20 protein-coding genes and 1 tRNA gene are annotated in these 21,467 nt (G+C 73.2%); 9 read left to right on the top strand and 12 right to left on the bottom strand.

The window, feature by feature from the left end; translation table 11 throughout:
• Positions 1-120: 120 nt before the first annotated feature.
• The 4 genes from NCI01_RS19790 to NCI01_RS19775 are packed head-to-tail and all read right to left on the bottom strand — an operon-like array spanning position 121 to position 6,006.
• Entirely contained in the window at positions 121-399 is a 279-nt protein-coding gene (locus NCI01_RS19790) for a hypothetical protein (protein ID WP_254183216.1), read from the bottom strand.
• Position 400: 1 nt separating this feature from the next.
• Complete coding sequence (locus NCI01_RS19785; RefSeq protein WP_254183215.1) at positions 401-1,828, bottom strand: glycosyltransferase family 2 protein; 1,428 nt, start codon at positions 1,826-1,828, stop codon at positions 401-403.
• 45 nt (positions 1,829-1,873) lie between these two features.
• Positions 1,874-4,132: a putative bifunctional diguanylate cyclase/phosphodiesterase gene (locus NCI01_RS19780; RefSeq protein ID WP_254183214.1), complete on the bottom strand. Its 2,259-nt coding sequence runs from the start codon at positions 4,130-4,132 to the stop codon at positions 1,874-1,876.
• A 35-nt stretch (positions 4,133-4,167) separates the two neighbouring features.
• Positions 4,168-6,006, bottom strand: coding sequence for a phosphoenolpyruvate carboxykinase (GTP) (locus NCI01_RS19775; RefSeq protein WP_254183213.1), 1,839 nt, complete (start codon positions 6,004-6,006; stop codon positions 4,168-4,170).
• A 206-nt stretch (positions 6,007-6,212) separates the two neighbouring features.
• Here NCI01_RS19775 and NCI01_RS19770 point away from each other — a divergent pair.
• The 3 genes from NCI01_RS19770 to NCI01_RS19760 all read left to right on the top strand — a co-directional run bounded on the left by NCI01_RS19770 (position 6,213) and on the right by NCI01_RS19760 (position 7,885).
• A tRNA-Arg gene (locus NCI01_RS19770) sits at positions 6,213-6,285 on the top strand.
• 194 nt (positions 6,286-6,479) lie between these two features.
• Entirely contained in the window at positions 6,480-7,019 is a 540-nt protein-coding gene (locus tag NCI01_RS19765; RefSeq protein ID WP_254183212.1) for a hemerythrin domain-containing protein, read from the top strand.
• 38 nt (positions 7,020-7,057) lie between these two features.
• Positions 7,058-7,885 carry a nucleoside hydrolase gene (locus NCI01_RS19760; RefSeq protein ID WP_254183211.1) on the top strand — a complete coding sequence of 276 codons (828 nt, stop codon included), beginning with the start codon at positions 7,058-7,060 and terminating at the stop codon, positions 7,883-7,885.
• An 18-nt stretch (positions 7,886-7,903) separates the two neighbouring features.
• On the opposite strand, the gene NCI01_RS19755 is transcribed toward NCI01_RS19760, so the two are convergent.
• Both NCI01_RS19755 and speB read right to left on the bottom strand, forming a co-directional pair.
• The gene (locus tag NCI01_RS19755) at positions 7,904-8,089 is read right to left on the bottom strand and encodes a hypothetical protein (protein WP_254183210.1); all 186 of its coding nucleotides are present in this window, start codon (positions 8,087-8,089) and stop codon (positions 7,904-7,906) included.
• 101 nt (positions 8,090-8,190) lie between these two features.
• Positions 8,191-9,201 (bottom strand): agmatinase, encoded by a 1,011-nt coding sequence (gene speB / locus NCI01_RS19750; RefSeq protein ID WP_254183209.1) that lies wholly within the window; start codon positions 9,199-9,201, stop codon positions 8,191-8,193.
• A gap of 77 nt (positions 9,202-9,278) precedes the next feature.
• Between speB and NCI01_RS19745 the strand changes: the two genes are divergently transcribed.
• Together NCI01_RS19745 and NCI01_RS19740 are read left to right on the top strand one after the other, a co-directional pair.
• Positions 9,279-10,580 (top strand): aspartate aminotransferase family protein, encoded by a 1,302-nt coding sequence (locus NCI01_RS19745; protein WP_254183208.1) that lies wholly within the window; start codon positions 9,279-9,281, stop codon positions 10,578-10,580.
• A gap of 49 nt (positions 10,581-10,629) precedes the next feature.
• Positions 10,630-11,622 carry a formylglycine-generating enzyme family protein gene (locus tag NCI01_RS19740; RefSeq protein ID WP_254183207.1) on the top strand — a complete coding sequence of 331 codons (993 nt, stop codon included), beginning with the start codon at positions 10,630-10,632 and terminating at the stop codon, positions 11,620-11,622.
• Between the two features lie 331 nt (positions 11,623-11,953).
• On the opposite strand, the gene NCI01_RS19735 is transcribed toward NCI01_RS19740, so the two are convergent.
• The 4 genes from NCI01_RS19735 to NCI01_RS19720 all read right to left on the bottom strand — a co-directional run bounded on the left by NCI01_RS19735 (position 11,954) and on the right by NCI01_RS19720 (position 14,819).
• Complete coding sequence (locus tag NCI01_RS19735) at positions 11,954-13,075, bottom strand: SGNH/GDSL hydrolase family protein (RefSeq protein WP_254183206.1); 1,122 nt, start codon at positions 13,073-13,075, stop codon at positions 11,954-11,956.
• Positions 13,072-13,650: a TetR/AcrR family transcriptional regulator gene (locus NCI01_RS19730; protein ID WP_254183205.1), complete on the bottom strand. Its 579-nt coding sequence runs from the start codon at positions 13,648-13,650 to the stop codon at positions 13,072-13,074. The genes NCI01_RS19735 and NCI01_RS19730 overlap by 4 nt, the downstream gene beginning before the upstream one ends.
• Before the next feature lie 63 nt (positions 13,651-13,713).
• Complete coding sequence (locus NCI01_RS19725) at positions 13,714-14,313, bottom strand: Dps family protein (protein ID WP_254183204.1); 600 nt, start codon at positions 14,311-14,313, stop codon at positions 13,714-13,716.
• Positions 14,314-14,354: 41 nt separating this feature from the next.
• Positions 14,355-14,819, bottom strand: a complete 465-nt coding sequence (locus NCI01_RS19720; RefSeq protein ID WP_254183203.1) for a DUF6328 family protein — start codon at positions 14,817-14,819, stop codon at positions 14,355-14,357.
• Positions 14,820-14,903: 84 nt separating this feature from the next.
• On the opposite strand from NCI01_RS19720, the gene NCI01_RS19715 reads away from it, so the two are divergent.
• Positions 14,904-15,179 carry a DUF7218 family protein gene (locus NCI01_RS19715; protein ID WP_254183202.1) on the top strand — a complete coding sequence of 92 codons (276 nt, stop codon included), beginning with the start codon at positions 14,904-14,906 and terminating at the stop codon, positions 15,177-15,179.
• A gap of 17 nt (positions 15,180-15,196) precedes the next feature.
• On the opposite strand, the gene NCI01_RS19710 is transcribed toward NCI01_RS19715, so the two are convergent.
• Positions 15,197-16,033 carry a DICT sensory domain-containing protein gene (locus NCI01_RS19710; RefSeq protein WP_254183201.1) on the bottom strand — a complete coding sequence of 279 codons (837 nt, stop codon included), beginning with the start codon at positions 16,031-16,033 and terminating at the stop codon, positions 15,197-15,199.
• Positions 16,034-16,159: 126 nt separating this feature from the next.
• Here NCI01_RS19710 and NCI01_RS19705 point away from each other — a divergent pair, with 126 nt between their 5' ends.
• Positions 16,160-16,339: a hypothetical protein gene (locus NCI01_RS19705; protein ID WP_254183200.1), complete on the top strand. Its 180-nt coding sequence runs from the start codon at positions 16,160-16,162 to the stop codon at positions 16,337-16,339.
• Positions 16,340-16,501: 162 nt separating this feature from the next.
• Positions 16,502-16,675 (top strand): CsbD family protein, encoded by a 174-nt coding sequence (locus NCI01_RS19700; protein WP_254183199.1) that lies wholly within the window; start codon positions 16,502-16,504, stop codon positions 16,673-16,675.
• Here NCI01_RS19700 and NCI01_RS19695 read toward each other — a convergent pair.
• Complete coding sequence (locus NCI01_RS19695) at positions 16,665-17,837, bottom strand: hypothetical protein (RefSeq protein WP_254183198.1); 1,173 nt, start codon at positions 17,835-17,837, stop codon at positions 16,665-16,667. The genes NCI01_RS19700 and NCI01_RS19695 overlap by 11 nt on opposite strands.
• A 246-nt stretch (positions 17,838-18,083) precedes the next feature.
• On the opposite strand from NCI01_RS19695, the gene recC reads away from it, so the two are divergent.
• The gene (recC, locus tag NCI01_RS19690) at positions 18,084-21,467 is read left to right on the top strand and encodes an exodeoxyribonuclease V subunit gamma (protein ID WP_254183197.1); all 3,384 of its coding nucleotides are present in this window, start codon (positions 18,084-18,086) and stop codon (positions 21,465-21,467) included.

Genomic DNA, 21,467 nt, shown 5'->3' with positions numbered 1-21,467 from the left:
CTCACAGCTTGCGTCGCGGGTTGTTCGCGCGGCCTCGTTGTCGGCGACTTGTCGCGGACGTTAACGCTCGTGAATCGGCGCACATATTGGATCGATCACAGATGTGTGACGTGGGTCTCGCTACTGCTCCCGGCGTCGGTGCGGCTGGGCGAGGCGGTCGCCCAGCGAGCCTCCGGTCGGTCCGCCGACCGGGGCGTCGGGGTGGATGCTCCGGGTCTCCGAGCGACGGTTGCTCGCCGCGAGCCAGTCGCGGAGGTAGAACTTGGGCAGGATCTTGGCCACGGCGAGCGTGACGTAGACCATCGTGTTGATGGCGACGAAGGCCGCCAGCACGGCGATGACCTCGTTGCGCAGGATGCTGTCGGGCAGCAGCACGCCCATCGGGACGACAGTCAGCACGTCAGCTCTCCACCCGTACGCCGGAGCCGGTCTGCACGACGTGCTTCCACGCCGCCTGCCGGGCCAGGGACAGGTCCCAGATGCCCTTGAGGTAGACGACGTTGAGGAACATCGCGTAGAAGAGCTCGGGGAAGAGGGACAGCCCCAGCAGCCGCGCCTTCCAGCCGCCGCGCCACACCGTCACGACCCGCTCGAGGGTGAAGACGAGGCCGATGCCGATCCAGAACGGGAACCACACCCAGTTGGAGGTCGCGAGCACCATCAGGATGATGAGCGCCAGGTAGGACCCGAGGGCGATCACGCCGTAGCCGATGCCCAGCTGCTGCATCCAGTAGCGGAAGGTCTGGGGACGCAGCCCGTAGGCGGCGAGGTTCTCCAGGGCGCCGCGCTGCCAGCGCAGCCGCTGGGCCCAGAGGGCCCGCCACGTCGGCATCACCTCGGTGACCACGGTGCACTCGCTGGGCGAGATCATCAGCGCGCCGAGGGTCTTGAGCGCGATCGTCAGCTCGTTGTCCTCGGTCAGGGCGACGGTGTCGTAGACGTCGCCCGGGACGCCGGGCAGGATCTTGCCCCGCTCCTCGGCCACGGCGCGCAGCGCACGCGGACGGAACACCGACGCGGTGCCGGTCAGCACGAACACGCGGCCCCGGCGGCGGCGCAGGTCGCGCTGGTAGCGGGTGTACTCGTTGCGCTGGAACTGGCCGATCAGGCCGAAGCCGTCCTCGCCGTAGAAGAGGCCGCCGACGGCCATCAGGGCACGGTCGTCGGTCAGCCGGCGGGCCGCGCCCTCGAGGAAGCCGGCGTCCAGCGTGGTGTCGGCGTCCATGATCATCACGCAGTCGTTGTCGCCCTGCCCGGGCAGGACCTCGGCGAGCGCCTGGTTGAGGCCGCCCGCCTTCTTGTGCGTGTTGGCCACCGTCTCGAAGACGTCGACGCCGGCCTCCCGGGCCAGGCGGACCGTCCCGTCGGTGCAGTTGTCGGCGACGACCACGATCCGGGCCGGCGGCAGCGACTGCGACTGCAGGGACGCCAGGGTCTCGGCGATGCAGCTCTCCTCGTTGTGCGCCGGGATGAGAACCGTGATCGTCACCGGACCGGCGTACGCGCCACGGGTCTCGGTCATCACGAGCTTGGGCGCCAGGGGCATCCGGTTGCCGTCCTCGCTGCGGCGGGCCCGGGTGAGCAGTCGCCGCTCGATGCCGGCCACCCCGGCAGCGAGGAGCAGGGCGACACCGACCGCTGCGAGCAGCACCCGGGGCGAGGGCATCGCGGTGTCGTAGAAGACCCGCCAGATGCCGAACAGCACCCCCTCGTCGGGGGCACGACCCACCTCGGGGTCGCCCGCGGCGACCGCCGCCCACAGCGCGCCCGCGCCCAGGGTCGCCGACCCGATGATCGCCAGGCCCACCGACCGTTGCAGCCACTGCATGTGCGGATCCTCCTCGTCCCGTCAGGCGCGCGAGCGCCGGACCGTTCAGTCGTTCGGCGCCAACGCGACGACGGATGGCAGGAAGTCGCGGACGAACTCGTCGTAGGGCACGGGCCTGCCGATCAGGTAGCCCTGGGCGAAGTCGACGCCCTCGTCGCGGCACACCTGGAGGATCTCCGGCTCCGAGACGAACTCGGCCACCGTGCGCTTGCCCAGGTCACGGGCGATGCCGACGATCGAGCGCATGATGGTGCGGTCGACCGCCGACTCGTGGACGTGGGCCACGAACTCCCCGTCGATCTTCACGTAGTCGAAGATCAGGTGCTTGAGGTAGTAGAACGAGCCGAAGCCGGCCCCGAAGTCGTCGAGCGCGAAGGCGCAGCCCAGCTCGGTCATCCTCTCGGCGAAGGTGCGGGCCAGGGCCACGTCGGCCACCGCCGCGGTCTCGGTGATCTCGAGGATGAGGGCCGACGGGTCGACGCCGTGCCTCTCGAGCGAGGCGACGATCGCCTTCTCGATGTCGGGGTTGCCGATGGAGTGGCCCGACAGGTTGACCTCGAGCTCGAAGGTCGCGTCGTGCTCGCGGCGGATCCGGGCCAGCAGCTCCAGGCTCCTGTCGACCACCCACGCGTCGACCTGCGGCATGAGGCCCACGCGCTCGGCGATGTAGACGAACCGGGACGGCGGCACGAGCTCGCCCTCGTCGCGCAGGCGCAGCAGCACCTCGGCCGAGGTGATCCGGCCGGTGGCGATGTCCATGATCGGCTGCAGGTGCAGCTCGAACCGGTCCTCGGCGAGCGCGCCCTCGATGCGGTCCTGCCAGTGCAGGCGGGCGGCGGTGCGCGGCCCGCGCTCGTCGCCCTCCGACAGCACCACCACCTGGTTGCGGCCGGCGTCCTTGGCGTCGTACATCGTCATGTCCGCGAGGGCGAGCACGTCGGCGGCGTGCTCGGAGGCGGCCCGGAACGTCACCGCTCCGACGCTGGCGGTGACCCGGCGGGCCACGCCATCGAGGGTGGCGGCGTGGGTGGCGATGCGTTCGACGACGAGGTTGGCCACGCGCTCGGCGTCGGCCTGCTCGCAGTCGGTCAGCAGGATGGCGAACTCGTCGCCGCCGAGGCGGGCCACGACGTCGGTGCTGCGGATCGAGCGACGCAGCAGCCCCGCGATGGTGACGAGGAGCTGGTCGCCGGCGTTGTGGCCGAGCGTGTCGTTGACCTGCTTGAAGTTGTCGAGGTCGAGGAGCAGCAGGGCCCCGGTGGGGCCGTGGCGTCGGCAGCGGTCGAGGTGGCGGTCGAGCTCGCTCTCGAAGCGACGGCGGTTGGCCAGGCCCGTGAGGACGTCGTGGTCCGCGAGGTGGGCGAGCCGGTCGAGGTAGCGGCGGCGGTCGGAGATGTCGACGACGTTGACCATCACGATCTCGCCCATCTGCGCGTCACCCACCACTGTGCTGCTGAGGGAGACGTTGACGTCGTTGCCGCCGGAGTCGCGGAAGCTGCACTCCGACTGCAGGGAGTCGCCGCGGTAGAGCATCAGCCGGCCGAGGTGGTCCTCGATCCTGGTCTCGCCGGGCGTCTCGAAGTCGGCGAGGCGGTGACCGACCATCTCGGGCGGGTCGAGGCCGACGAGGACCGCCATCGAGATGTTGACGCGGATGATGGTGCCGGACGGGTCGAGGAGCGCGACCCCGTGCGGGGCGTCGTCGAACAGCTTCTCGACCCGCTCGTTGGAGACGCGGGCGCGGCGGCTCTGCCGCTCGAGGTCGCGCACGATCCGTTGCAGGACGGGTGCGAGGACCAGTGCGACGGCGCCCCACATCAGCGCCCGGCGCCAGTCCCCGAGCGTGTACTCGGGCGGCCCGATCACCAGGACCGGCAGGACGAGGGTGGCGACGGCGAGACCGCTGGCGGTCCAGAGCTCTCGTGGGGTGCCGGTGATCGCCATCCAGAGGATGGGCACCAGCAGCAGGACCGTCATGCCCGAGGACGACCCGCCGCTGCCGGCCCCCGCTGCGTCGTTGACGAGCCCGGCGTAGAGGAACATCAGGTACACGGCCAGCGGGTGCAGCCAGGTGCGCTCCGACCGGCGCCGGCTCACGACGAAGATCGTCACGACCAGCGCCAGCACGAGGGCGGCGAGGCCCGCCACCCACCAGGGCCGCTCGTAGGGCGGCAGCGCCACGGTGACGAGGCCCAGCGCGGCCACGAGCCCGAAGGGCGCGGCCAGGGCGGGGCTGCCTCGCCTGAGGTCTGAGGGTGAGGAGGAGGACCTGGGTGCGGCGGTCCCCGAGACACGACGTCGCACCCCGCCAGCCTAGTGGCGGGGGCGACCTCGCGGGGTCAGTCCGTGGAGTCGAGGTCGGCGGCGACCCGGCGGTGGGCCTCCCAGATCTCCTCGGGCATCCGGTCGAACTGCGCCAGGTGCTCCTCGCGGAAGCCCATCTCCTGCTGCCAGCGCTCCTTGTCGATCGTGAGGATGCGGTCGAGGTCCGCGGCGGGGACGTCCATCCCGGAGAGGTCGAGCTCCTCCTCGGTCGGCAGGATCCCGACCGCCGTGCGGCGGCCCTCGACCTCGCCGTTCTTCAGCTGCAGCAGCCACAGCAGCGGGCGCAGGTTGTCGCGGTAGCCGGGCCAGAGGAAGTGCCCGTCGTCCGGGTCCTTCTGGAACCAGTTGACGTGGGCGAAGATCGGTTGCTCCTTCGCCGACCCGACGACGTCGAGGTAGTGGCGGGCGTAGTCGCCCTCGCCGTAGGCCATGAACGGACGGTTGGACATCGGGTCGTAGCGGAGCTGGCCGTCCACGCCCTCCGCGGCGAAGGTGGCCTCGGCGCCCAGCGTGAGGCCGTCGTAGACCCCCTCGGCGAGGTCGTTGATCGCCCGGATCAGCGGCTCGCGGTCGCTGGTGCGGCCGCCGAAGATGATGGCGTCGATCGGCACGCCGGCCGGTGCGTCGTAGTCGGGGGCGATGTTGGGCACGTTGTCCAGCGTCGTGGTGAAGCGGCTGTTGGGGTGCGCCCAGGCCGCGGTGTCGTTGTCCTTGCGGTCGGCCAGCGGCGATCCCGTCCAGTCCAGCCAGCCGCGGACGTCGGTCGGCGGCTTGGGCGTCTTGCCCTCCCACCACACCTCGCCCGTCGACGGGTTGTAGGCCACGTTGGTGAAGATCGCCTGCGTGCCCTCCGCGATCGAGGCCAGCGCGTTGGGGTTGGTGGTCTCGTTGGTGTCCTTCGCGACGCCGAAGACGCCGTACTCCGGGTTCATGCCCATGAGGCGACCCGACTCCTCGTCGACCCACAGCCACGCGATGTCGTCGCCGTAGAACGACACGTGGTAGCGGTCGCCCAGCGCGTCGGGAGCCGCCATCATCGCGAGGTTGGTCTTGCCCGACGCGCTCGGGAAGCCGCCGCAGACGTGGTAGGTGCGGCCGGTCTCCTTGTCGTGGATGCCGATGAGCATGTACTGCTCGGCCAGGAACTTCCTGCTGGCCCAGCCGTCGTACGCACCCTGCCGCAGGCCGTGGGCGATCTTGCCGAGCAGCGCGTTGCCGCCGTAGGACGACCCGAAGTGGAGGATCGTGCGCTCGTCGGCGACCGTGACGAAGTAGCGCTGGTCGTCGGCGGTGCCCTGGCCGAGGTGCTCGAGGTCGCCGGTGACGTGCACGGCGCGGACGAACGAGTCGGGGTCCTCGAGGTCGTTGACGAACTGCACGCCGACGCGGGCCATGCGGATCATGTGGAGCACGACGGTGCGGGTGTCGGTGAGCTCGACGCCGGCCGCCCAGGGCTCGAGCGGGTTGCCCGCGGGGGCCATCAGGTAGGGGATGACGTACATCGTCTTGCCCTCGGACGCACCCCGCATCCGGTCGTGGAGCAGCGGCTTCATCTCCGAGGCGGGACGCCAGTTGTTGTAGACACCGCGGTCCTTCTCGTCGTTCGTCGCGACGATGGTGCGCTCCTCGGAGCGGGCCGTGTCCTTGTAGTAGCTGCGGGAGTAGTAGCGCCCCTCACCGGCCATCTGCAGCTCGCCGGCCGCGACGGCCTCCTCGATGAGGCGCGCGTCGTCGGAGGCGTTGACCACCTCGACCTGCGCGGCGCCGGTGAGCTCGGCGTACTCCTTCACGAACTCGCGGACCTGGGGATTGGTCAGTCCGGCTTCGTCCATGACTGCCTCGAGATCTGCCATCGCGCTGCCTCTCGTCGTGCGGCGGTGCCTCGCCGCGGTGCGGGTGCTAGGCACCATAAGCCACGGTCCGGGTGCGGGACGGGGGTCGGAAGTCCCGACCCGGCGAGGAAGGTCCCGCGCGGGGTCGCCGACCCTGATTTCACCGACTCGCTCCCCGTCGGCTATTCTCGACCAGTCCTCGCAGCCGATCCGGCCGCACGGGACGAGCGCCTGTAGCTCAACGGATAGAGCATCTGACTACGGATCAGAAGGTTTGGGGTTCGAATCCCTACAGGCGCGCAGCGAGGTTCAGCGAGACAGACCCACCGGAACGCTTCATCCCGGTGGGTCTGTCTCGTTGACGCCGAGCAAGCGCCTGCTCGCGAGCGCAGCGAGCGGGACCAGGCGCGCAGGACGACGGCCCGGTCATCACGACCGGGCCGTTCTGCATGTGCGGGTACCTGGTCTCCCCGCCGGGACCTAGGCTCGGCGGCGTGCCGCCCATCGATGACGCCACCCGCCCGCGCGTCGCGGGATCGGTCGAGCTGACCCCGCGGCAGCGCGCGGCCGGTGACCACCTGCGGATGATCCACGACCACTTCCGCCAGCAGCTGGAGACCCTGACCCGGGCCGCGGAGTCGGTGCGGGACGGGGCGGGTGACGTCGACGACGTACGGGCCGGGGTGCACGACCTGGCGCCGTCGCTGACGGCCCAGCAGGTGGCCGGGCTGTGCGGCCAGGTGTGCCGCTTCCTGACCATGCACCACTCGATCGAGGACCAGAACCTGTTCCCCGCGGTCGCGACGATGGAGACCTACGCTCCTGTCGCGCAGCGGCTCGCCGAGGAGCACCTCGTGGTGCACGCCCACCTCGAGCGGGTCGACGACCTGGCGCTTGCCGTGCGGTCCGACCCCACCCGGGCCGCCGAGCTCGTCGAGGCCGTCGCCGAGCTGCGGACCGACCTGGAGTCGCACTTCGCCTACGAGGAGGCCGAGATGACCGAGCCGCTGGGGCTGCTGGGGCTCGGCGTCTAGCCGGTCGGGCGCCGCTCACTTCCGGCTACCGTGGCCGCGTGAGACGGGTCGTCCTCGACGTCGACACCGGGATCGACGACGCGCTCGCGATCCTCTACGCCGTGGCGAGCCCGGCACTCGACCTGCGCGCCGTCACGACGGTCGTGGGCAACGTGCCCGCCGACGTGGCAGCGCGCAGCTCCCTGGCCGTCCTGGCACGCGCCGGCGCGCATCACGTGCCGGTGGCGGTCGGCGCCACCCGCACCCTCGCCGGGGCCGGACCCCGCCCCGGCCCCACCGACCACGGCCCCGACGGGCTGGGCGGCGTGCTGATGCCGGCCGGCACCGATCCGTCGTACGACGACCCGGCGACCGTGCTGCGCGCGACAGCCGACGGCGGACCGGTCACCCTCGTGGGTCTGGCTCCCCTCACCAACGTCGCCGGCACGGCCGCGGCGGCGACCGACCTCGTCCTGGTCGGCGGGGAGCTGGCCACCGAGGAGCCGCCCGAGCCCAACGCGGGCCACGACCCGGTCGCGACCGCGCGCGTCCTCGCCGGTGACCGGCCGACGACCCTCTACGTCGCCGACGTCTTCCAGGAGGTGTCCGTCCCGCCGGCCGACGTCGCCCGGGTGAGGTCGTCCGGCCAGCCCGCCGCGAGCCTGGCCGGCGAGCTCCTCGCCGTGCGCCGGGCCCACCTCGTCGGCGACGCCGGAGCGCTGGTGCTGCTGACCCACCCGCACCTCTTCCACGTCGAGCCGCGTCGGATGGGGCAGGTCGGCGGCCACCTCACCGAGACGGACGACGGCCGGTTGCTCGACGTCGTGGTCGGCGTCGACGCACCGGCGGTCGCGACGGCATTCGTCGAGACCCTGCTGTTGACCTGACGCCGGGCAGGCGGCGCGTCAGTGCGGGAGCGGGCCGTGCTTGTCGTGGGCGCGCGCGTGGCGGGCGGTCGTGCCGCGCTGCTCGCGGTTCGCCCCGAGCAGGAACAGCCCCATGCCCACCACGAAGAGGACCGCCAGGGTCAGGAACACAAGCGCGAAGAGGGTGGGCGACCAGTCGTGCTGGACGTACTGCTGGGGGAGCATCGGGACCTCCGTGGCTCGTCGGAGCCTCCAGCCTGCGCGTCCTCGACCCGCGACGGCGGGACCGAAGGGCCCGGACCGGGCCGTCGGACGTCCCGACGTCGTCAGCGGTCGAGCAGCGGGCGGGCAGGATCCCAGGTGGTGCCGTCGCGCTCGTCGCGGCGCCGGCGCGCGATGGCGGAGAGCGCCTCGAGGACGACGCGGTTGGCGAGGGCCGCGGTGATGTCGGCGTGATCGTAGGGCGGGCTGACCTCCACCACGTCGATCCCGACGACGGGCAGCTCGAGGCAGATGCGGCGTACGGAGTCGAGCAGCTCGCGCGCGGACAGCCCGCCGGGCTCCGGCGTCCCGGTCCCGGGCGCGTGGCCGGGGTCGCACACGTCGATGTCGACGGAGAGGAAGACGCCCTCGCACTCGTCGGTCGCGATGCCGAAGGCCTCCGTCAGGCACTCCGTGAGCCCGCGGTGCACGATCTCGGTCATCTCGTAGGACCGCATGTTCTCCGCGGCCATCCAGTCGAGGGTCCCCGGTCCCGGCCAGTAGCCGCGGAGCCCGACCTGGAGGAAGCGGTCGCCGCGCAGCGCGCCCGACTCGATGAGCCGCCGCATCGGCTGGCCGTGCCCCCACAGCGAGCCGAACTCGATGTCGCCGGTGTCGGCGTGGGCGTCGAAGTGGATCATCGACACCCGGCCGTGGCCGAGCACGTTGGCCACCCCCTTCGCGTCGGGGTAGGCGATCGAGTGGTCGCCGCCGAGCACGACCGGGATCGCGCCGGCCCGGGCGACCTTCTCCACCGCGGCCTCGAGCCGGCCGAGGGTGGTCTCGATGTCGCCGGGCGGCAGCTCGACGTCGCCGGCGTCGACGACCCGCAGGTCCTGCAGCGCGTCGGTGCGCAGCGCCAGCGAGGGCCGCGAGCCGTCGTGGGGCAAGTAGTCGGTCATCCGGATCGCCTGGGGACCGAAGCGCGTGCCCGGGCGGTGCGACGTACCGCCGTCGAAGGGCGCGCCCACGACCACGACGTCCGCGTCGGCGTAGGTCGTCTCGTCGTCGAGGTCGCACGCCGGGACGCCGAGGAAGGTGATGTCGGGTCCGAACTGGGCGCCGTATCGAGCCATGCGCCGACTCTAGGGTCTCGTGCCCGGGCGTGTCCTTTGCGAGGCTGTGCCCACGGACCGACGAGCGGGGAGGCAGCATGGGAGACGACACCTTCTGGCAGGACGCCGAGCGGCACCTGATCAGGTACGGCGGTGGGTTCACGCCGCGGGTGATCGCCCGGGCGGCCGGCTGCTACGTCTACGACGAGCAGGACCGCGCGATCCTCGACTTCACCTCCGGCCAGATGAGCGCCGTCCTCGGCCACTCCCACCCCGAGGTGGTGCGCACGGTCACCGAGTCGATCTCGACGCTCGACCACCTCTACTCCGGGATGCTCAGCCGGCCGGTGGTCGAGCTGGGCCGCCGCCTGGCGGCGAGCCTGCCGGAGCCGCTGACCCGCATGCAGCTGCTCAGCACCGGCGGCGAGGCCAACGAGGCGGCGATCAAGATGGCCAAGCTCTTCACGGGCGGCTACGAGGTCGTCGCCCTCGACCGGTCGTGGCACGGCATGACGACGGGCGCGGCGGGGGCGACGTTCTCCGCCGGACGGAAGGGCTACGGCCCGCCGCCGGTCGGCAACCTCACCCTCCCCGCGCCCGACGCCTACCGCTCGCCCTTCCGACGCCCCGACGGCAGCCACGACTGGGAGACCGAGCTCGAGTGGGGCTTCGCCACCCTCGACCGGCAGTCCTCCGGCAGCCTCGCCGCCTGCCTCGTCGAGCCGATCCTGTCCTCCGGCGGGATCCTCGAGCTGCCCGAGGGCTACCTCGTCCGCCTGCAGGAGAAGTGCCGCGAGCGCGGGATGCTGCTCGTCGTCGACGAGGCCCAGACGGGGCTCGGCCGCACCGGCACGATGTACGCCGTCGAGCGCGACGGCGTGGTGCCCGACATCATCACCCTCTCCAAGACCCTCGGCGCCGGGCTGCCGGTCGCGGTGGTGGTGACCTCCGCGGAGGTCGAGGAGCGCTGCCACGAGCGTGGGCACCTCTTCTTCACCACCCACTCCTCCGACCCGCTCGCCGCGGCCGTCGCGCTGACGGTGCTCGACGTGGTCGAGCGCGAGGGTCTCGCCCACCGGGCGAAGGTGCTCGGCAAGGAGCTCGGCGACCGGCTGCTCGACCTGCACGAGCGCTACGACGTGGTCGGCGACGTCCGCGGTCGCGGTCTGCTGCAGGGCGTGGAGCTGGTCACCGACAAGGAGAGCCGGACGCCCGCCGACGCCCTCGGCCGCGCCGTGACCGCGGCAGCGCTTGAGCTGGGGCTGCACATCAACATCGTCCAGCTGCCCGGCCTGGGTGGTGTGATCCGGATGGCGCCTCCCCTCACCATCACCGACTCCGAGCTCCACGACGGCGTGGACCGGCTGGAGCAGGCGATCGCGGGCGCGCTGGCGGGCTGAGGCCACGAGGTCGTCCGGCGCGTCGCTCGCCTGACCTACCGTTGACGGCATGAGCACGCCGACCGGCCCGGAGGAGCACGGCACCTCCTGCTGCGCACCGACGGCCGGCCGCTCGGCTCCCGCGGCGACGGCGCCGGCCCACTCCTCCGGCAAGCGGAGCACCCGCGGCCAGGTCCGGATCCCGGCGGGCACGTTCTGGATGGGCGACAGCCACGGCGACGGCGACCCCGCGGACGGCGAGCGTCCCGTGCACGCGGTCCGCCTGTCGTCGTACCTCATCGACACCAAGGCCGTGACCAACAGGCAGTTCGCCGCCTTCGTCAAGGCGACCGGCCACGTGACGGAGGCCGAGCGCGACGGCGTGTCAGCGGTCTTCCACCTCGCCGTGCAGGCCGCCCCGGCCGACGTGCTCCGGCGCGTGGCCGGCGTGCCGTGGTGGCTGGCGGTGCGCGGCGCGGACTGGCGCCACCCGGCGGGACCGCGCTCGGACATCGGCGACCTGCAGAACCACCCGGTCGTGCACGTCTCGTGGCGCGACGCCCGGGCCTACTGCCGCTGGGCCGGCAAGCGGCTGCCGACCGAGGCCGAGTGGGAGCACGCCGCGCGGGGCGGGCTCGACCGCGCGCGCTACCCCTGGGGCGACGAGCTCACCCGTGGCGGCCACTGGCGCTGCAACATCTGGCAGGGCGACTTCCCCCGGCGCAACACGCTCGAGGACGGCTACCTCACGACCGCGCCGGTGACCGCGTTCCAGCCCAACGGCCACGGCCTGCACAACACCGTCGGCAACGTGTGGGAGTGGTGCCACGACGCGTTCCGGCCCGGCGAGTACGCCGACCGGGCGGGCGAGGCCGCGGTCGTCGACCCGGTCGCGGCCGAGCCGTCCTCGGTCGACGACGGGCTGGTGCCGCGGGTGATGCGCGGCGGGTCCTACCTGTGCCACGACAGCTACTGCAACCGCTACCGCGTGGCCGCGCGGTCCTCCAACACCGCCGAGTCGTCCTCAGGCAACATCGGCTTCCGCTGCGCCAACGACGGGTGAAAGAGGCCGGCGCCCAGCGTTCACGTGTCACCGCCGCCGATGGTGGCGGCAGATCGCAGGCCAGGGGCGCCGTTCGACGCAATGTGCCGCCACCATCGCCATGGCCCCGTCCGAGGTGGCGGCAGATCGCAGGCCACGGGCGCCGTTCGACGCAATGTGCCGCCACCATCGCCATGGCCCCGTCCGAGGTGGCGGCAGATCGCAGGCCAGGGGCGCCGTTCGACGCAATGTGCCGCCACCATCGCCATGGCCCCGTCCGAGGTGGCGGCAGATCGCAGGCCACGGGCGCCGTTCGACGCAATGTGCCGCCACCATCGGGCCCCCGGCCCGGCTACCAGTCCCCGAGCGCGGCGAACCGCTCGCCGATGAGCCGATGGGTGGCGGAGTCGGGGTGAAGGTTGTCGGGCAGCGGCAGCCGCTCGGCGTCCTCAGGGCCGTAGAGCCCGAGCCCGTCGACGTAGGACAGGTGGGGGTCGGCACGCCGCTCGACCACCTCGGCGAGGACCTCGCGCACCACCTCGAGGGTCAGCGCCCCCGTCGCGACCGCCGCCGGGTCGCCGCCGGCGACGAACGCCACGCGGCCCTCGGCCATGGCCGCCATGTCGGGCGCGGTGGGTCCGGGCGTGGTCTCGTGGACGCCGCAGAAGATCGGCGACACGAGCCGGATCGGCGTGTCGGGGTGGCCGTCACGGATGGTGTCGAGCCATCCGTGCACCGCCGGCCCGAGGGCACGACGCCGCAGCAGGTCGGCGTTGACCAGGTTGATGCCCAGCTTGACGCTGATCCTGTCGGCCGGGGCGTCACGGATCGTGCGCGCGACGAACGGGTCGAGGAGCGCGCTGCCGCCGAGCCCGAGGTTGACCAGGTCGAGGCCGGCCAGGCGGGCGGCCACGACCGGCCAGGTGCCGGTGGGGTGGGTGGCCGCGGAGCCGTGGCTGATGGAGCTGCCGTGGTGCACCCAGCGCGGCCGGTCCTCGTCGACGGGGGCCACCGACGCGTCGGCGCGCAGCGCGACGACCTCGGTCTGCTCGTCGTGCGGCAGCCACACCTCGACGGTCTTCTCGCCCGCGGGGAGGTCGACGTGCAGCGTCGTCGGGCTGCCTGCCTCGAACGTGTGCGCGCCAGTCATCATGTCGACGGTCAGCACGTTGCCGCCGGTGGCGGACAGCTGCTGCACGAGCTCGCCGTCGACGAGCACCTCGTAGGTGCCGTCGGGGCGGGCGGGCGCCCCGGCGTACTGGCGCTTGGTGGGCAGCACGTCGAGCTCGAGGCGGGTGGCCGACGTGCGCAGCGCGAGGCGTACGCCGGCCGGCTGGGCCTCGACGAGGTGGAGCTGCGGGTCGTCGGTCTGGGCGCGCGCCCACGCGGGCAGGCGGTGCGGCAGCAGGCCGGTGCCGGTGTCCTCGAGCTCGAGGGCGCCCCGGAGCAGCGGGGTCGGCGGGTGGTCGATCATCGGGTCTCCCAGGTTCGGAGGAGGGTGTCGAGCCCGTCGACGACGCGCTCCCAGGTGTCGTCGGACGTCGGGGTGTCCGGTCCGCCGTGGCTGAAGGCGCCAGCGGCGTCGAGGGCGGCGTAGCCGTGGAAGGTCGCGCCGAGCAGGCGCACGGCGTGCGTCTCGTCGTCGGGCGACAGGGCGTAGGCGCGCAGGGCCGCGCGGGAGAGCTCGGCGTGGCGCGGCCCCGCGCTCACGGCCGCCTCCGACGCGTCGAGGGGCAGGCGGGTGGCGGCGTAGCGCCCCGGGTGCTCGCGGGCGTAGGCCCGCCAGACGCTGCCGACGGACGCGAGCGCGGCGCGGCCGCTGACCCCGGCGAGGGCGTCGGCCACCAGGTCGGCGGTCTCGTCGAGCGCGAGCAGCGCGATGCGCGTGCGCACGTCGGCGCTGCTGCGCACGTGCGTGTAGAGGCTCGGCGTCGCCACGTCGAAGTGCTTGGCGAGCGCCGTCAGCGTCACCTGCTCGAGCCCGACCTCGTCCGCGAGGTCGGCGGCCGCCTGCGCCACCCGGGCGCTCGTGAGTCCTGCACGAGGCATGCGCCCCCCCTTTCCTCATGTGTCTAGGTCAAAACCTTAACACATGAGGTTTGGGGGATGGTCTCAGCGCTTGCGGGTGGCCTTCCGGGCGGCGCCGACCTCGTCCTCGGCACCCGCCGAGACGAGCGCGCCGCTCGTGCCCTGCAGGTGGGCGCGGACGAACCACTGGTACTGCTCGAGCTCGCCGGTCTGCCCGATCAGGATGTCCTCGGTGACTGGGTCGTCGCCGACGGCCTCGATCGCGGCGCGATGGTCCTCGATGACGCCGGTGTAGACGAGGTCGAGCGCGGCGAGGTGGGCGGCGGTGTCGGCCCGGTCGACGTCGTAGTCGTCCCAGGTGCGCGCGGCGACCAGGGCCCCGGGGAGCCCGTTGGGCGGGACGCCGAGGGTCGACATCCGCTCGGCGAGGACGTCGACCATGCCGCGCACGCCGTCGATCTGCGGGTCGAGCATCTCGTGGACGCCGATGAAGTGCGGGCCCACGACGTTCCAGTGCGCGTGCTTGAGCGTCAGCGCGAGGTCGTTGAGCGCGTGCACCCGCATCTGCAGGGCGTCGGCGACGGCGTGACCCGTCGTGGTGTCGAGACCCGGGACCGTCAGCGGCGCGTCGGCGTCGCTGGTGACCGGGGCGGTGCGGGAGGAACGTGTCGTCTTCTTGGCCATGACCTCAACCTAGGCTCGCCGCCCAACCCGGCACCACCTCGTCAGCTGGTGCTCGCGACCCGCTTCGGAAGCACGAACAGGAGCCCAGCCAGCACGACCACGGAGCCCACGGCCGCCGCAGCGGCCGCCATCCGGTCGAAGACCATGTCGACGACGAGGAAGAAGATCCCGCCCAGCAGCACCGCGATCATCACCAGCGCCACGCTGGTCAAACGGTGCCCGGCCTGCACCAGCTCGGGCTTGGCGTCGGACTGGAAGACGCGACGGTGGATGGCGACCGGCGCGAGCGTGACGGCGACGGTGCCGAAGGCCAGCGCCAGCAGGCCGACGTACCACGCTCGCTGGAAGTCGTCGAGCACCTCGAAACGGGACTGGAAGGGCAGCGTGGCGAGGAACCCGGCCAGCAGCTGGACCCCGGTCTGGCTCACCCGGAGCTCCTGCAGCAGGTCGTTCCAGTTGCGGTCGGCCCGCTCCTGCGGGGTCTCGTCACGTGCCGGATCACCCATCCTCGCGACGCTACTCGCGGTGCGCCGGCCGCCCACCCCCTGACGGGTGAGCAGGCCGCGCACGGGTGGTGGCACCGTGGATGGATGGCCGAGAAGAAGAAGGATCCGGGACCGTCCGTCAAGGACGCAGAGGTCTACGAGGCCCTGCGCGACGACGGCGCGAGCAAGGAGAAGGCCGCCCGCATCGCCAACGCGGCGGCCGCCCAGGGCCGCTCGAAGGTGGGCAGCCGCGGCGGGCACGGCGAGGACTACGAGGACCGCACCGTCGACGAGCTGCGCAAGCGCGCGGCCGAGCTCGACATCGAGGGCCGCTCCTCGATGACGAAGGACGAGCTGATCGACGCGCTCCGCAACCACTGAGGTCCGGCGAGCACCCCTCAGCGCGGGTCGAGCTCGGCCAGCGCGCGCAACCACGTGCGGTCGGCGTCGACCGCTGACGTCGCCGGCATCGGTGTCGCGGCGTCGAGCAGCCGTGCCGCCGCAGGAGGTACGTCGCCCCCGGCCGCACGCACGACCCCGGCGAGCACCCGGCCGGCCGCCGTCGCGGCTCCGCGGTGCGTGCTGATCACGGCCTCGTAGACCGGCGGGCCCGTCGCGACCGGCACCTCCCACGCGGCGACGAGGGCGGCATAGGTCTCGCTGAGGCAGACCACCGCCCACTCGCGGCGCAGCGGCGAGTCGCCGGGCAGCTGGCAGCGCACGGGTGAGGCGCCGAGGTCGGCCTCCCCGCCGAAGTCGGCGACGACGGCGGCCCACGCGGCGGTGCGGCCCAGCTCCTCCCAGCGGTGGCGCGAGGACTCGTAGCGGTGGCCGAGCTGGAACGCGCCGAGCACGACCGACCGGTCGCCGCGCGCCAGGCACTCGTCCTCCACCGCGTGCGACGCGGCGATCAGTGGGCGCCGGTGCAGCCGGAGGGGTCGTACGCCCGCGACGGCGTCGGCGGCCGCCGCGAAGACCGACCGCTCCTCCGCGGCCTCCTGGGCGCGCACGACGGAGTCGATGGCGACCTGGAGCGGCAGGCCGGAGTCGCGCACCTCCAGCACCTGGCGCACGAGGTCGACGTCAGCGTCGGTGAAGCGGCGGTGACCGGAGGCGGAGCGCTCGCCGCGGGGGAAGCCGAACCTGTTCTCCCAGGTGCGCAGCACGCCCGGCGTCACGCCCGCGCGCGCCGCCAGCACACCGATGCTGAAGCCCTCCGAGACCTGCTCCGTCACGCGTCCTCCTCAGTGGTCGTCGACCGAAACTCGTGCCGCCCAGCCCTTGCCAGACCTGCTCGCATAACTTATACAGGTGTGTAGAGGTTTTGTCGTCATCCACCCATCGACCACCAGGAGACTCCCATGGTCAGCGTGATCCTCATCAGCACCGCCGCCATCCTCGTCGCGATCGTCGGCTGCGCCGTCATCTGGCGCATGGACATGCTCCGCGCCGACGAGATCGAGCACACCCCTCCCCCGACCCCGCGCCCCCAGCTCGGAGGCACCGAGGGCTCCCACCCCGCGTCGCTGCGATCGTCCTGACCCCCTCCTGGTCGCGGTGGACGACCCCGGGTGGGCCGGCGCGCACCCCCGGCCCGGCCCACCCGCACGGGTGTCGTTGCGCGACCACCCCCGTGGCAGGTTGGAGGACGGACCACCAGGTCCGTACCGACCTCACCACCCCTCACCACAGGAGGAACGACGATGGGTCTGGACGACAAGTTCGACAACAAGTCCGACGAGCTCAAGGGCAAGGCGAAGGAAGCCACCGGCAAGGCGACCGACGACGAGCAGCTCGAGGCCGAGGGCAAGACCGACCAGGCCGGCGCCAACCTCAAGCAGGCCGGCGAGAAGGTCAAGGACGCCTTCAAGGGCTGACGGGCTCTCCTGCCCACACGTGCCCACCGTCGCCCGCATCGGCGACGACCAGCACCTCGCCGCCGGCGGCCACCGACAACGTGTGGTCGCCGGCGGTCTGCGGTTGGAGCGGCACCTCGACCCGCTGCCACGTGCGGGCGTCGGACGTGTGCCACAGCTCGTAGTGGTCGCCGGTGCTGACGCTCGCCAGGACGCCGGCCGTCGTGGTGGCGAGCGAGGCGACGTAGGGCGTGCCGTGCCAGGAGTCCGCGATCCGGCCGAACCCGACCGGGCCCTGCCAGCCGTCGTCGTCACGCACCCAGGCGGCGAACGTGTCGTCGCTGCGGCCCACGGCCAGCAGCCGCCCGTCGTCGAGGACCGTCACGCGGTGCACGTCCTGCGCGCCGTCCGCCGCCGGCATCTCCTCCGGCGCCCACGTCAGTCCGTCGGGCGACGTCCACGCCAGCGGGTCCGGGTCGAGATGGCGACCGGTCCGCGCACCCGCGCCGACCACCACCCACTCCTCCCCCGCCCAGCCGGCGCCCTGCGCGAGCGACTCGAGGTCGCCGTCGTCGGTCAGCCCGGGCTCGCCCTCGACCCGGGTGAACCCGCGCGGGTCGTCGGTCCACCAGACCCCCGGCCCCGAGGTCCGGTTGCCGGTGATCAGCCAGCCGGCCGGGCCGCCCGCGATCGGGCCGACGTTGGTCGCGCTGACGCCGCCGTACTGCGTGAACACGGCGCGGACGTCGACCAACGTCCTGCCGTCCATCCAGAAGGTGGTGACCCTGGGGTTGCCGTGCGCGCCCCCGGAGCGCGCCCCGACGACCGCGATCCGGTCGCGCGAGCACGCGATCGAGTTGAGGATCGCCCGCCGCCCCCAGTAGGTGCGGGCCCCGACGGGCACCGGCTCCCACCGCTCCCGGTCCGTGGAGAACCACAGCGCGGGGCGGGTGTCGCGGGTCTCGGTCGGCCGGTCGAGGAAGACCGCGCCGGCGACCCACCAGCCGTCGCCGCACTCCACGGCGTCACGCACGACCGTACGACCGGGCGGCCCCGGGTGCGGCGGCAGCGGACGCTCCACCCAGGTCATCTCCACCTGCTCGGGCGGGGCGGACTCCCCCTCGCAGGCCGCCAGCGCAAGGGCACCCAACGACGCCATCACCACGAGGACCCGGCTGCACATCCACCGATTGTGGCGCATGGGCGGACGACCAGCGGGTACGAGGAGGCATGACCCACGGCCACGACCCCGACCGGATCGACCCCTCGGAAGAGCGGTCGGCCGGTCCTGGTGACGGGCGCGATCGTCGGCATCATCCTGGCGGTGCTGCTGATGCTGGTCGTCTACCTCCTCTCCCGCTGACGCCTCCGTCCACAGCCTGACCGCGTCGCCCGCACGCGTGTCGGTCGCCGCTCATAGGGTGGCGCCGTGACCCTGCACCTGCACACCGCCGAGCGCACCGACGCGCTCGCCGACGGCCTCGCGGACCTGCTGGTCACCCCGCTCGCCGACCCGTTCGCGCGCGAGGTCGTCGTCGTGCCCGCGCGCGGCGTCGAGCGCTGGCTCACCCAGCGGCTCTCGCACCGGCTCGGCGTGGGCGCCCGCGGTGGCGACGGCGTGTGCGCGGGCGTCGACTTCGTGACGCCGCACTCGCTCGTGTCGATGCTGCTCGACCGCGACGCCGAGGACCCCTGGAGCCCCGACCGGCTGGCGTGGCCGCTCCTCGAGGTGGTCGACGAGGCGATGGGCGCGCCCGGCTTCGACGACCTCACCCGCCACCTCGGCGGCGGCGACCCCGGCGACGACCGCTCGGCCCGCCGCTACGCCGTCGCCCGGCGTCTCGCCGGACTGTTCTCTTCCTACGCCGTCCAGCGACCGCAGCTCGTGCGCGACTGGCGGGCGGGTGACGACACCGATGGCGCCGGCGGCGCCCTCGACCCCGACCTGCGGTGGCAGGCCGAGCTGTGGAGGCGGCTGGTCGTCCGGGTCGGGTCACCCGCGCCCGACCTCCGGCACGCCACCACGGTCGACCAGCTGCGCGGTGGCGCCGACGGCCTCGACCTGCCCGGCCGCCTCTCCCTGTTCGGCCACACGCGGCTGCCGGTCACCGAGGTCGAGCTGCTGCGCGCCCTGGGCGAGCACCGCGACGTCCACCTGTGGCTGCCGCAGCCCTCCCCCGTCCTGTGGGAGGCGCTCGCGCCGACGGCCGCCGACGGGCCCGTTGCGCGCGCCGACGACCGGTCCGCCGACCTCGTCCGCCACCCGCTGCTGGCCTCCCTGGGCCGCGACTCCCGCGAGCTGCGACGCACCCTCGGCGACCTCGAGGCCGAGCAGCACCCGGCGAGCCACGCCGACCCCGCGACGCTGCTCGGCTGGCTGCAGTCCGACCTCCGGGCCAACCGCGCGCCCGGCGCCGACACCCTCGCCGCCCGGGTGCGCCGACCCACCGACCTCTCGGTGCAGGTGCACGCCTGCCACGGCACCGCCCGCCAGGTCGACGTGCTGCGCGAGGTCCTGGTCGGCCTGCTCGAGGACGACCCGACGCTCGAGCCGCGCGACATCCTCGTGATGTGTCCCGACATCGAGACCTACGCGCCGCTCATCTCGGCGGGGTTCGGGCTGGCCGACGTCGCACGCGAGGACGTCGGGCACCCGGCCCACCGGCTCCGGGTCCGCCTCGCCGACCGGTCGCCCGGTGCGACCAACCCGCTCCTCGGCGTGGCCGCCGACCTCGTCGAGCTGGCCGCCGGCCGGATGACGGCCACCTCGGTCCTCGACCTCGCCGCCACGGAGCCGGTGCGCGCCAGGTTCGGGTTCACCGACGACCACCTCGAGCGGATGGCGCGGTGGGTCGACCAGGCGGCCATCCGCTGGGGCTACGACCGTGACCACCGCTCCGCGTTCGGCCTCGACCTCGACGCCAACACGTGGCTCTCCGGCCTGCAGCGGGTGCTCCTCGGTGCGGCGATGTCCGGGGAGGGCCACCGGTTCGTGGGTGGCACGCTGCCGCTCGACGACGTCGGCGACGGCCACCTCGACCTCGTCGGCAGCTTCGTCGAGATGGTCGACCGCCTCCACGCCTTCGTGCGGGCCGCCGCCTCCGCGACGTCGGTCGCGGACTGGACGACCGCCCTCGGCCGGGCCGTGCACGGCCTCACCCTGAGCGGACCCGACGACGCGTGGCGCGTCGCGCAGTTCGACCGTGAGCTGGCCCGCATCTCGGCCGGTGTCGGCGACCACGAGACCCGCCTGCGCCACGCCGACGTACGCGCCCTGCTCCGCCACCGGCTGCGCGGGCGCCCCACCCGCAGCAACTTCCGCACCGGCACGCTGACCGTCTGCACGATGGTGCCGATGCGCTCGGTCCCCCACCGCGTCGTGTGCCTCGTCGGGCTCGACGACGGCGTCTTCCCGCGACTCGAGGCGGTCGACGGCGACGACGTCCTGGCCCGGCGGCCGATGACCGGCGAGCGTGATGTCCGCTCGGAGGACCGACAGCTGCTCCTCGACGCGATCGGCGCGGCGACCGAGACGCTCGTGGTGACCTACGCCGGACGCGGCGAGCACACCAACGACGACAAGCCCCCGGCCGTGCCGCTCGGCGAGCTCCTCGACACCCTCGACCGCACGAGCAGCGCGCCGGTGCGCGACGACGTGCTCGTGCACCACCCGCTCCAGCCGTTCGACGAGGCCAACCTGACCGCCGGCGCCCTGGTCGCCTCCCTCGACCGTCCGTTCTCGTTCGACCGCACGGCGCTGGCCGGCGCCCGGGCGGCACGGGCCCCGCGCCCGGCGCCGCGAGCGCTCGTGCCCACGCCCCTGCCCGCTCCCGAGCCCGTCCGCGAGGTGGCGCTCGCCGACCTGCACGACTTCTTCGCCCACCCGGTGCGCAGCTTCCTGCGCCAGCAGCTGCGGGTCACCACCCCCTACGACGTCGACGAGACCAAGGACGCCGTCCCGATCACGCTCGACGGGCTCGAGAAGTGGGACGTCGGCGACCGGCTGGTGCGTGACGTGCTCAGCGGCGGCGACCCGCAGGCGGCGATGCTGGCCGAGCAGCTGCGCGGGCTGCTGCCGCCCGAGGAGCTCGGCTCGGCCATGCTGACCGAGATCGTCCAGCGGGTGCGCCCCCTGGTGGAGGCCGCGCTCCCGCTGCGCGCCGGACCTGCCCGCACGCTCGATGTCGACATCGACCTCGGCGACCGCCGGCTCACCGGCACGGTCGGCGGCGTCTTCGGCAACAACCTCGTCTCGGTCAGCTACTCCAGCCTCGGGGCCAAGCACCGGTTGGCGGCCTGGCTCGACGCCCTCGCCCTCGCCGGCGGCCACCCCGACGAGAACTGGACCGCCCACACGATCGGACGCTGGGGACGATCCGCCGGCCGCCGCGCGCTGATCTCGCCCATGACCGACGACGACGCCCGCACCCACCTCCGCGACCTCGTCGCGGTGATGGAGCGCGGCCGACGCGAGCCGCTGCCGCTGCCGGTGAAGACCAGCCTGGCGTTCGCCGAGGAGTTCGCGATCAGCGAGCGGTCGGGCGGGGGCGGCCAGTCCGACCCCGACGCCAAGGCGGCCGCCGAGTGGGTGACCCCGCGCTTCAACGAGACCGGCTTCCCCAAGGAGGACGGCGACCAGTGGCACGTGCGCGCCTGGGGCGAGCAGGCGCCCTACGACCTCCTCGCCGCGCCGCTGCTGTCCGACGAGGTCGACGACGGCACCACCGACCGACCGGCACCCCACCGGCTCGGCCTCTACGCGCTCCGCGTCTGGTCGCCGTTGCTCGCCCACGAGCTGGTGCGGGGGATCTGA

The sequence above is a fragment of the Nocardioides pinisoli genome (assembly GCF_024199985.1).
Classification (GTDB): Bacteria; Actinomycetota; Actinomycetes; order Propionibacteriales; family Nocardioidaceae; genus Nocardioides; species Nocardioides pinisoli.
The sequence above is the reverse complement of the archived record's forward strand: the minus strand, read 5'-3'. Positions and strand labels throughout refer to the sequence as shown.